Annotated in this window: 12 protein-coding genes; 7 read left to right on the forward strand and 5 right to left on the reverse strand. The window is 62.0% G+C overall.

Going from position 1 to position 10,525, the window contains the following annotated elements:
* Nucleotides 1–174 precede the first annotated feature (174 nt).
* Together ACE04F_RS11210 and ACE04F_RS11215 are read left to right on the forward strand one after the other, a co-directional pair.
* The gene (locus tag ACE04F_RS11210) at nt 175–561 is read left to right on the forward strand and encodes an SH3 domain-containing protein (protein ID WP_486106676.1); all 387 of its coding nucleotides are present in this window, start codon (nt 175–177) and stop codon (nt 559–561) included.
* A gap of 104 nt (nt 562–665) precedes the next feature.
* Nucleotides 666–1,598, forward strand: a complete 933-nt coding sequence (locus ACE04F_RS11215; protein ID WP_486106678.1) for a hypothetical protein — start codon at nt 666–668, stop codon at nt 1,596–1,598.
* Nucleotides 1,599–1,818: 220 nt separating this feature from the next.
* Here the strand turns inward: ACE04F_RS11215 and ACE04F_RS11220 are convergent, their stop codons facing one another.
* The 3 genes from ACE04F_RS11220 to ACE04F_RS11230 all read right to left on the reverse strand — a co-directional run bounded on the left by ACE04F_RS11220 (nt 1,819) and on the right by ACE04F_RS11230 (nt 4,363).
* Nucleotides 1,819–2,319, reverse strand: coding sequence for an HIT family protein (locus ACE04F_RS11220; protein ID WP_486106680.1), 501 nt, complete (start codon nt 2,317–2,319; stop codon nt 1,819–1,821).
* 43 nt (nt 2,320–2,362) lie between these two features.
* The gene (locus tag ACE04F_RS11225) at nt 2,363–3,418 is read right to left on the reverse strand and encodes an alpha/beta hydrolase family protein (RefSeq protein ID WP_486106682.1); all 1,056 of its coding nucleotides are present in this window, start codon (nt 3,416–3,418) and stop codon (nt 2,363–2,365) included.
* A 192-nt stretch (nt 3,419–3,610) separates the two neighbouring features.
* Nucleotides 3,611–4,363 carry a gamma-glutamyl-gamma-aminobutyrate hydrolase family protein gene (locus ACE04F_RS11230; RefSeq protein ID WP_486106684.1) on the reverse strand — a complete coding sequence of 251 codons (753 nt, stop codon included), beginning with the start codon at nt 4,361–4,363 and terminating at the stop codon, nt 3,611–3,613.
* 162 nt (nt 4,364–4,525) lie between these two features.
* Between ACE04F_RS11230 and ACE04F_RS11235 the strand changes: the two genes are divergently transcribed.
* Nucleotides 4,526–6,292 carry a S8/S53 family peptidase gene (locus ACE04F_RS11235; protein ID WP_486106686.1) on the forward strand — a complete coding sequence of 589 codons (1,767 nt, stop codon included), beginning with the start codon at nt 4,526–4,528 and terminating at the stop codon, nt 6,290–6,292.
* A gap of 57 nt (nt 6,293–6,349) precedes the next feature.
* Here the strand turns inward: ACE04F_RS11235 and ACE04F_RS11240 are convergent, their stop codons facing one another.
* Nucleotides 6,350–7,216: an NmrA family NAD(P)-binding protein gene (locus ACE04F_RS11240; protein WP_486106688.1), complete on the reverse strand. Its 867-nt coding sequence runs from the start codon at nt 7,214–7,216 to the stop codon at nt 6,350–6,352.
* 121 nt (nt 7,217–7,337) lie between these two features.
* Here ACE04F_RS11240 and ACE04F_RS11245 point away from each other — a divergent pair, with 121 nt between their 5' ends.
* The 4 genes from ACE04F_RS11245 (at nt 7,338) to ACE04F_RS11260 (ending at nt 10,104) form a co-directional block, all read left to right on the forward strand.
* Nucleotides 7,338–8,213: a LysR family transcriptional regulator gene (locus ACE04F_RS11245; RefSeq protein WP_486106689.1), complete on the forward strand. Its 876-nt coding sequence runs from the start codon at nt 7,338–7,340 to the stop codon at nt 8,211–8,213.
* Nucleotides 8,214–8,325: 112 nt separating this feature from the next.
* Nucleotides 8,326–8,484 carry a DUF2986 domain-containing protein gene (locus ACE04F_RS11250; RefSeq protein ID WP_486106691.1) on the forward strand — a complete coding sequence of 53 codons (159 nt, stop codon included), beginning with the start codon at nt 8,326–8,328 and terminating at the stop codon, nt 8,482–8,484.
* Nucleotides 8,485–8,550: 66 nt separating this feature from the next.
* Nucleotides 8,551–9,297, forward strand: a complete 747-nt coding sequence (locus ACE04F_RS11255) for a hypothetical protein (RefSeq protein WP_486106693.1) — start codon at nt 8,551–8,553, stop codon at nt 9,295–9,297.
* The gene (locus tag ACE04F_RS11260) at nt 9,298–10,104 is read left to right on the forward strand and encodes a DUF6630 family protein (protein WP_486106695.1); all 807 of its coding nucleotides are present in this window, start codon (nt 9,298–9,300) and stop codon (nt 10,102–10,104) included.
* 72 nt (nt 10,105–10,176) lie between these two features.
* Here ACE04F_RS11260 and ACE04F_RS11265 read toward each other — a convergent pair.
* On the reverse strand, nt 10,177–10,525 hold a 349-nt coding region (locus ACE04F_RS11265; RefSeq protein WP_486106697.1), incomplete at its 5' end, for a hypothetical protein.

The raw sequence follows: 10,525 nt of genomic DNA on the forward strand, positions 1-10,525 counted from the left end.
GGGGTAAGCGCGGCGATGTAGGACGCGTCTTGAATTGGCTACTCCGTTTTCCTCAGACGCCAGAGGGCCGGGGTCGAAATAATCAGCGGAACCGCACAAAGCTGCTTATGAGTCTTTCCCAACCGTTTGCGAGTTCACTATCCTACGCATCCAACCCAAACGGACTTCGCCTCGATGCATCTGCGTTCAAGCTTGTTGTGCCTGTGCCTTTTCAGCAGTCTTGGCCAGGCCGCCGTTGACTGTTCTGCCCTGGCGGAAAAGCTCTCGGGAACGGTCCCTGAATTTCATCCGTCAGTGCAAGGCAAGGTCATTGGCACAGGGCGCCTGCATTTTCACGAAGCGCCGGATGGGGCCTGCGCCAACAAGAAGATTTTCGTGATACCCGGCGACTCCCTCACCGTTTACGCCAGCCTTGAAGACGAGTCCTGGCTGGAAGTGAACTACATCGCCAAGGATGGCGAGGACTATACCGGTTGGGTGAAGGCAGACCGGGTACAGATTGGCGAACCTTATGGAGCTCCACCGGATACCGATGATGCGCCACAGGCTGATGCCCAATAATCGGTCAGGTTGCTGTCGACAAATCATTCAGCCGACTCGGTGGTTGTTCCACCTCGTTCACATCCACCGCTGCTTTGGGCTAGCGGCTTTCAGGAGATCTGCATTTGATTGGATATCGGTTCGAGCGCACCGCGCGGGGTGACTTGCACATCCATTCGCGCAACCGGCTGCAGAGCGTAGTCGTACTGCTGACCAGTGCGCTGGCCTTGATCTTTCCCGTGGGAGCCGTGCTGGCGATTGCCACTGCAGACTCGTCGCTGGTGGGCCTGGACCCACTGACCTTGCTGCTGATGGTGCTCGGGCTGCTGCTGATTCCTGCCCTGGGCCTGGCGCTGCTGGTCTACACCGGCACCCGCGAGACCCTGCTGCTGTCGCGCGTCGACGCGGAAGGCAAGCGTCGCACCCGAAACTTTTTCGGACGCCGTGAGCGGGTGCGATCGGTGTTCAAGATCGACGCCGTCAAACACCTCGAACTTCGCCGCCACCCGGAGGCCGAGCCAGCACGCACCCAGCTATGGCTGGTGCTGCGCGATGGCAGCGAGCACCGCCTGACGAGCGACAACGTTCCGGTAGTGCCGGGAAGCAAACGCACTGACCTGTGGCTGCGTGAGCTCGCCGACTACCTGCAAGTGCCAGTGCCCAGCGAGGTCATGATCGGTTCGACGGCCGTTGCGAAGGCAGCCTATCGGCCTGCTCCAACCCCGGCGAAGATCGCCAGGCAGCGCAAAGCAAAGGCGCCGACACCGGCGGCTGAGACGACTGAGCAACTAGGCACTCCCGTCCGCGCCCTGCTCGCCCTGTTTGGCGCGTTCCTGACGGTGTATGAGCTGACGCGCATCATCACCTGGGTGCCTTCGCTGTTTACCGGACGGCTGCGCATTGGCATCAGTCGCCCGACGACCTTCTACTGGGCCGAGGAGCCGATGACCTTTTCCTTTCACATGCTTATCGGCGTCGCCGAGCTGCTGGTCATTGGTGTCATCGCCTGGGGTTGTTTGCGCGTGGCGATCGAGGGGCGGATGAAGTCCGATCGTTGAGCGCGGTTACTCCCGCTCGGTTGCGTAGCGGCAGCAAAAAGCTTGGGGCCGCTACGCGACCCAGCGGGAGCAAGCTCCCTCGCCACGGGGGCTGGGTTGGATTGATTATTTCTGAGCGCCAGAAAAACCTGTGGGAGCGAGCCTGCTCGCGAAAGCGCTCGTATGCTCGACACATTGCTGACTGCCACACCGCCATCGCGAGCAGGGCTAACCGTCCGCGCTATTCATCAACAAGCCGAAAACCGAATTCCCCCCGTAACACCGCCACGACCTGCTCAACAGATGGCCCCTGTATCGGCGGAGGATCAGGGCGCTCGCAAAATTCCCGCCAGACAAAGAGCGTCAATTCCGCACCATCGGTCTGAGGCAAACTGCTGTCGATCGAACCGAAAGTCTGCAGCAGCCGGTACCTGTCGTCGTTCCAGAACAGCGCTTCGACCCAGTGATAAACCGGAATGAAATGGAAGTGGATGGAATAACCAGCGTCATGACCAAAACGGCCGATGTACAGTCGTCTTGGTTGCAGGCAGGTTTCGATGGCGTGCTGGATTCGCGCTTGCAATACACCTAACTCCGCCAGCGCTTCAGCCGACAGCGATGCCAAGGCGTTCGTCATCTGCTTCGCACTGAGCATCAGGTAGCCTGGCAGCGCACTGTCCATGCGATGGTTGATAACCCAGTGGTCGGATTCGTAAACGACAAAGCGAGGCGATATTTCCATCGGATGACCTTGATGAAGTTTGGGGGCGGCGGATCAAGACGACTTACAACCCGCCGCCACTGGACGCAGGCGCTCCCGCCAGGAAATCCGCTATCAACGATACGATCTCCTGTTGAATCACCCCTCGATCACGCCCGTTTTCACCGTCCCGGCAAATGATGCCATCGCCGGGCACGTCTTCTTCGAGCATTGCCCGCGCGCCAGGTTTGCAAATCGACATGAAACTGAAATGGCTGGCATCGCTGATTTCCACATAACGGCTGGACGCCTGCGGCAGGCGCCTGGCGAGGTTGGTGGACTCCAGCTCGGCAGGAAGTTCGCGCGAGGGCACGCCGGCAGCAATCACCAGGGTGGGCACCGGCAGCGCAGAGAGGCTTTCATCGGTCAGGCCTCGCGACAGGCCGAGATCCAAAGTGATTACGGCAGTGACGCGTTTGTCGCGCCAGTCGGCGGCCAGCGCGGCTTTCGAGTCTGGGTTGCTCGCCGGATTCATCTGTCCGTAGACGGTGCAACTGGCTAGCTGCGGATGGGTTTTGCAATCGTCGGCGAAGCGGTCCGGGTCAAAACGGGCGCCGGCAATTTCCAGGGCGGTCCAGCCACCGAGTGAATGGCCCACGACTGCGACGCGATTATTGGCAACCTGGCCGAATTTATCCGGTTGAGTCGTGACCTCATCGATGGCTCGGCGCAGATCAACGGAGCGCTGCCATAACTGCGCCGCTGCTTGCGGACTGCGGTCATGGGTGGTGGTGCCAGGATGATTGACGGCCGCGACGATGTAACCCTTGCGGGCCAAGGCACTGGCAAGCCAGACCTGATTGCTCCAATTGCCCCTGTATCCGTGAGAAAGCACCACCAGGGGATGATCACCGGCAGACGCCGGCGCGTCACGAACGGCAGATGCGCCGACAAATACCGCGTTGTCGGCGATCAGTTGCGGGGATGCGGCAGTTGCGCCGGGGTACCAGACGGCCATTTCCAACGGGCGGTCATTCTGCGGATTCGACACCGTGGAAGAGCGAAAGCCGACAGGGTTTTCGTCAGCTAATACGGAGGTGGCCAGGCAAGCCAGAAACAGAGCCCCAAAAGCATTGTTCAATGTCGTCTTCCTTGATCGGACAAACAGTTGAGTTGCGCGGGGCATTAAAGCCTAATTTCGTATCGTCGTGCCTGACTTTAAGGAAAACTCCGAGCGGGCTCGCACCCGCAAAGATCAAACGAACGGCGTTCAGGCGGATTTCTACGGGGCGTACTTTCGAGACTCTGATGGGAACAAGCTGTGCGTGTGTTATCACGACCCGGAGTAAACTGCCCGCTCCCGACATGCCTCTCCGAACGCCTGGAAAATCGTCCGATAATCCGCGTTATCCATCACCTCCCACTCCGGATGCCATTGCACCCCCAACGCAAACGCCCGGCTGCCCTCCACCGAAAGGCCCTCCACCAATCCATCCTCGGCCACGGCCTCGACGCGCAAGCCCTGCCCCACGCGGGCGACGCCCTGGCCGTGAACCGAGTTGACCTCGATCACGTCCTTGAGGCCCAGCCGCGCCAACACGCCACCGGGCCGCACCGTCAAGGCATGGTTGCGGGCATATTGTTGCTGGACCGGTTCATTGCTCGGCGGTTCGTGTTCGGCGCCCGGGCCGTCGAGTTGTTGATGGAGCGAGCCGCCAAAGGCGACGTTCATTTCCTGGAAGCCGCGGCAGATGCCGAGCACCGGGAGGCCGGCTTCGACGGCGGCGCGCCAGAGCGGCAGCGCCAGGTTGTCGCGGGCCGGGTCGTGCTCGGTGCCCGGCGGGCTCGGTGGGCCGTCGTAGTGATGGGGTTCAATATTGGACGGCGATCCGGTGAAGAGCAGGCCGTCCAGGCCGGCAATGATGTGAGCTGGATCGAGCAACGCCGGAAACACCGGCAGGATGACCGGCAACGCTTCGGCGGCGGTGGCCACGGCCTGGGCATATTTGTCGTTGCTGAGCTGGACGGTGTGTGGGCCGATTTTGCCTGAGCAGGCGATGATTCCGATCATGGGTGGACGAGACATGGGATTCCTCTTTTTCGAGTCTCAGACGTTTAAGAATCCGATTGCCGCGCGGGTCCGGTTGTTCCATTTCGATGACGACCGCCACGGATCCAATCCCAGGGCTGAACGAAGCTCGCGACACAACGGTCGGAACAGCAATCCCCGACCAGGAAAACTCACCCCATGCTCCTACGATCCGCCGTCCTCGTCACGCTGTTCACCTTGTCCACCAGCAGCCTTGCAGTGGCGCAGGAACCGCTACGCCTGGAAGGCCTGAAACGCTGCGGCGACTTACTGGAAAACCAGCGCCAGGAATGGTGCCTGACCGCGCGTGGGCTGGGTGACGCAACGCCGCAACTGAAACTGGGCGAGAAACTGATTCCCGCCGGCAGCGTTGAGCGTGACGGAAACAACCTGCGCCTGCGCTTGAACAACGTCGACTACCAGAGCGGCCCGCTCTGGCTGGAGGATGGTCCGCGGGCCAGCAACGCCGTCTGGCTGACTTTACGCACCAGCCACGTGGTGGCCGCCGGGCCGAACGAAGTGGCGAAGAACATGGACGGCCTGACCACCTATGTGGATCTGGTCAGCGTGCTGATCGAGGAAAGTCACGACGGTCGCCAGGAGGCTGAACGTCTCGCCGCCAAATACGGGGCGACGGTAGTCGGCAGCATCGCCCCGCTGAACGTCTATCAGCTGCGCCTGCCGGCCAAAAACCTGGTAGAGCGCGATGCGTTGGTGCTGCGCCTGGGCGGCGAGACCAGTGTCGATGCGGTGGTGATAGAGGAGTCCGCCGCCGAAGAGACCGAGCAAGCGCCCGCCCGGCCTGAAGAACCGAAGAAGCCGGCCAAGGACTCTGATGAATGGGCGGCGAATCGCTTCCTCGATGCGGTGCACTATTACCAGCGGCGCATCCCCGGGCAGCAGGCGCCGATCCGACCGCAGCCGGTGCGCATCGGCCTGATCGAGCGCGACGTGGATTTCGACACGGCGGATTTCGCCGATTACCTCGGCGCCTGCTCGATGCCGCGAACCTGCGTCTACGCCCGCGACGCGGACAAGCCGGACAACCACGGCACGACGGTCGCCGGCATCCTCGCCGGGCGCTGGAACGATGGCGGCAACAGCGGTTTCCTGCGGGGCCTGGACAAGGCCAGCGGCGGCTTCGAGGTGATTGTCGAGCGCAATTCCGACGCCGGCATCACCGCCAACATCGCCGCCTCGGTGAACCTCGTCGAGGACGGCGTGCGGGTGCTCAACTGGAGCTGGGGCATTCATCGCGTCGGCGCGAAAAACGTCAAGGGTGACGAGGTCGATTCGTTGCTGCGCTCGGGCATCGCCATGAGCGGCTACGAGGAGTTGCTGGAAGAGTTTTTCCTGTGGCTGCGCAAGGAGCATCCCGACGTGGTGGTGGTGAATTCCGCCGGCAACGGCTCGTCATACTCGGGCACCGATGAATACCGCCTGCCCTCCTCGTTCATCACCGAACAATTACTGGTGGTCGGCGGACATCAACGCAGCGAACGCGCCGGGGTTGCGGTCGACGATCCGGCCTACGCAGTCAAGCGCGACTCCTCGAACGTCGACATGCGCGTCGACATCACCGCCGCCGCGTGCACCCACGCCTCGACGGTCAAGGCCGGCGAGGACGGCGCGGTGCATTGCGGCACGTCCTACGCCACGCCGATGGTGACCGGGCTGCTGGCGGCGATGCTGTCGATCAACCCCCAACTTCATCCCGAGCAACTGCGCATGCTCCTGCGCCGCAGCGCCATGACCATCGGCGACAATCACGATTTCGAGCAGATGGATGGCGAAGACCTCACCGCGCCCATCCTGCCGTCGGAGCGCAACTACCAGCTCAACGACAAGGATGTCGGTCGCTCGGCGCGGCTGGACATGCAAAAGGCCCTGGATCTGTCGGTTCAGAGTCGCGATCGGGTGCGTTGACCCCGCCGGCGGTATCCAAATGCCAATCGGCAGCCCATGGGAATTTGCCTCGGCGGCCTACACCCCGACGACCGCTTCACCAACAAAATCCTCATAGCTGCGCAACGGACGGCCGAGGATGGCCTGCAACCGGTCGGCGGCGCCTTCGCTGGTCATGCCGAACTGCTGGATGCCGGCCATCATCAGGCGCATGTCATAAGCCAACCAGGCGGGACCGAACGAAGCCATTTGCGCTTCGAAGGCGGCCACATCGTCACCGCCGTAGGCAATCTCGCGCCCCAGCGCGGCGCTCCAGATCGTCGCCACCGATGCCCCGGTCAGGGCTTGCGGGCCAACCAGGTCCAGGGTGATCCGCTCCAGCGGTGCAGACGCCCTGTCACGGCGCAGCAACTCGGCCACGGCGACATCGGCGATATCGCGCGCATCGATCATTGAGACGCCCGCCGAGCCGATCGGCATCGGGTACACCGAGTAGTCCTGGATCGTTTGCTGGACCATGCGTTCGTTCTGCATGAAGTAGGCTGGGCGCAGGATCGTCGCAGCGATGCCGTGGTTTTCGATCATGCGTTCAATCGTGTGCTTGCCGGTGAAGTGCGGGACGTTGGTGAACCGGTCGGCGTGGATCACCGAGAGGTAGACGACGCGCTCGATGCCTGCCTCTTGGGCGAGGTTCAGGGTGATCAGGGCTTGGGTGACCTCATCGGGCGTCACGGCGTTGAGCAGGAACAGCGTACGTACCGACGACAGCGCAGCGCGCAGCGACGGGACATCGGTGAGGTCCGCGACAACTTCCGTGACACCGCCCGCAAAGGCGCGTTTACCCGTTTGGCGCACCAGGGCTTTCACCTCGGCGCCCGCGTCGGCGAGGCCTTGCGTGACGAGTGAACCGATGGTGCCAGTGGCGCCGATGACGAGAATGCTCATGTGAATCTCCAGAGTGGATGCGAGTGGATGAATCGAACCGCGTTGGAAAAAAGATAAGCCGTTGCATCTGCAAAACGAAGACCCAAATATGTAGACGCCTTGTCTCAAATCTGGAACAGCGATGAACCTGAACGCACTGATCGATTTCACCCTCGTCGCCAGCAGCGAGGGATTGGGAAAGGCCAGCAGAGCGAGCGGCCGGTCCAAAGCGACCTTGTCGCGGCGCATCTCCGAGCTCGAAGAGCAACTGGGGGTGAGGCTGATCGAGCGCAGCGCGCGCGGCCTCAAGCTGACTGAAGCCGGCGAAACACTGCTGGCCCGGGCCGAAGGGCCGCTGGCCGAAGTTGCGGAGGCGTTGACGGCCGCGCGTGACGGCGGGTCGACGCCACGAGGACGCCTGCGTGTCGCCTCCCCGGTGCTGTTCTCGCAGTTGGCGATGGGGCGGATTGGTGCCGAGTTCTGTGCGGCCTACCCGCAAGTCACCCTCGAAGTGGTGGCGGAAGATCGGCTGGTGGACCTCGTCGAGGATCGATTCGATGTTGCCATCCGGATCAATCCGAGCCCGGACAGCAGCCTGGTCGGGCGCTGCTTCGCCAAGGACCGGCTGGTGGTCGTGGCCGCGCCAGGCATACCCAGGCCAGAGCCCGGCGCGATCCGCCCGGTTCCCGCCATCGTGATGCCGAGCTTCCAGCCCACCCATTGGATGCTCGATGGAGGGGAACTGGTGCTGGAGCCCGTCCCCAACCTGCAGTTTTCCTCATTCCTGATGATCCGCGACGCCGCCATCGCCGGCGGCGGTGCTGCGCTCATTCCTCAATCGATCGCGTGGGACCAACTGGCCCGCGGTGAGTTGGTCCAGTGGGGCACCGTGACCGGCGTCGAACCGCAACTCTGGGTCTTGCACACATCCAGGCGCCTGGCGGCTCCGAAGGTCCGCGCCTTCGTCGATTTCCTGTGCGCCAGGTACCCGGACATGTCGTTGGTGCTCAAGGGATAGGCGCAGCCGTTCACAAAAACGACGCGTGGACCCAAACCCTAGCCACCGCCCCCTTTCGCACTTACGATACGTCACCGCAGCCGCTATCAATCGGACAAGCCGAGTAGAAAACATGAATCGCCGTAAAAAGATCAACCAGCTACTCAGGGCCAACGCAAAAAAGGCCAGTGCCAAGCTGGCGCCGAAGAGCAAGGACCGATACATCAGCAAAGCCGACCGACTGAAGACGGCTGAAGCCGATCCAGAGACAACCGTTTCCCCTGAAAGCTGATCCCTGCCTGTGACAGGCATCAGCACCCCGTCACGCCTCCCTCGAATGGACTTCCCGGAGACACCTGTGCAACGTCTTATCCTTGGCATCGCCTGCATCGCACTGGCCGCTTGCGCCAGCCAGCAGTCCCGGACAGCCCCGGTCAATGCGCCGGTCTTCACGTTCCGCAGCGTACCGTTGGCGGCCGATGGTCTTCCGGTCATCAACCCGGACGTGCTGAAAAGTATCGAACAACTGAACATGCCCGCGCCGGTCAAGACGCTGAGCTACGTGGAACTGGCCGGCACCATCAACTACCCCAAGGAAAGCCGGCCGGAGCGTACCGAATATTTTCTGTCGAGCGACCCTGCCACCCGCCAACTGCGCATCACACACAAAAGCGAAAACCTCGACGGCCGCATGATCAGCTGGCGTGGCCTGCTCACGTTGTCAGGCCTGGAGCAGGCCAAGGCGTCTCGGAACACCGCAGTGATCGACAGCCTGAGTTTTCGGGGTGATTGGCAACACATGCCGGTGGGCGGTCAATTGGGTTTCACCCGACAAGGCAGTCTCACCAGCAACATCATCGGCACGTTGGGCACGGAGCCGAAAATCGTCGACTGTCGCATCGACCGCGAATTGCCGGCCAAACAACTGAACCCGGCGCTGAGCGGCGAGGCCAAGGCCATGAGCTGCCAGGAACAGCGCCCGAGCCTCGGCCCCGTCCCCTTCGATCACTATTACTATCTGGTCGACTACGGCTTCTTTTTCCATGCCAGTACCGACAAAAGCGACTCCACTTCCATCGACATGCACATCAAGAGTGTGAAGTAGATGACCACCAACCCCATCGATCCACTGGCGCTTCAGCGCATCACCGCCGCCCACGGCACCCTTGAGGGGGCGACGTACTTCGACGCGGAAGAAAGCCTGGTCCATGACCTGTTTCCCGATCGCATCGTTTTCCAGACCAATTACCTGGATCACAGCAGTTATGCCGTGGACGTAGTCGAAGGCGCGGTCCGGGTGCGCAAGACGCGGCTGGACAACTACCACCGGGGCCACAAGGCCCAGGTCATCGATGACGACATGGACGATGACGACTGGGCCGAACTTGGCAGTCTCTGGCAGCGTTTGAGCCTCGATCTCGACACCCAAGGCAACGCGCCGCCCGTGGATCTGGCCGATACGCTGGCCGACCTGTTCGATGGCCTTTTCGACGAGGCGCAGGCGCACACGCTGATCGACAACATGCCGGCCCCTACCGGCGAGTGGGATTGGGCCTGGACGCAAGTGCAATCGGCGCTTTCCGAGGCCGGGCAGCTGGCTGAATTCGAATGGAAGGAGTGGCCGTCCTCAGGCGTCCACGCCATCAATGCCCTCGCCCCGTTAAAGCAACTGGGCATCAAAATCCCCGCCCCGGACAGCAAGACCGTTGACGCCGTCAACCGCGCCGACGATTGGGAGCGTGCACTGCTGCAGTACTTCAACGCACAGCTGGAAAACCACGATCTGAAACTGCTGGCCATCGGTACGCATTTCGATGAATACCAGGCATTTGCCTGCCTGCCCATGAACGGCCTGGGCCTGGTCAATGCGTTGGAAATCCTCGGCAGGCTGGGCATCGTCTATAAATACTAAGCCTCTGGTGCGGCGATATTTCGTCGCTGCACAAACGTCCTCGAGCCTCGGATATACCATGAAAAACTGTGTTTACTGCGGAGCCCTTATTCTCGCCGACAACGGCGAGTGCAAACGCTGCTCCGAGGCGATGAGGCAGGCGGCGGCCGAAACACTCCCGCCGAGCTCCGGGACGCCGAGGTGGGTGAAAGTCGTCAAGTGGCTGTTTATCGGGCTGCTGGCAGCGGTGCTGATTGCCGCAGCGGTGATCGCCTGGGTGATCAAATCGTTGGGGCCGATGCCTTCGTTTGGGTGATCCCCGTCAGCAATGCAATCGCTTTTGTGGCGAGGGAGCTTGCTCCCGCTCGGCGGCGCAGCCGCCGTAATACCGAACACCCGGTCTAGCTGCAAAATCGCATCCAGCTCATTGGGACTGCTACGC

Source organism: Pseudomonas sp. AGC41, assembly GCF_057334555.1.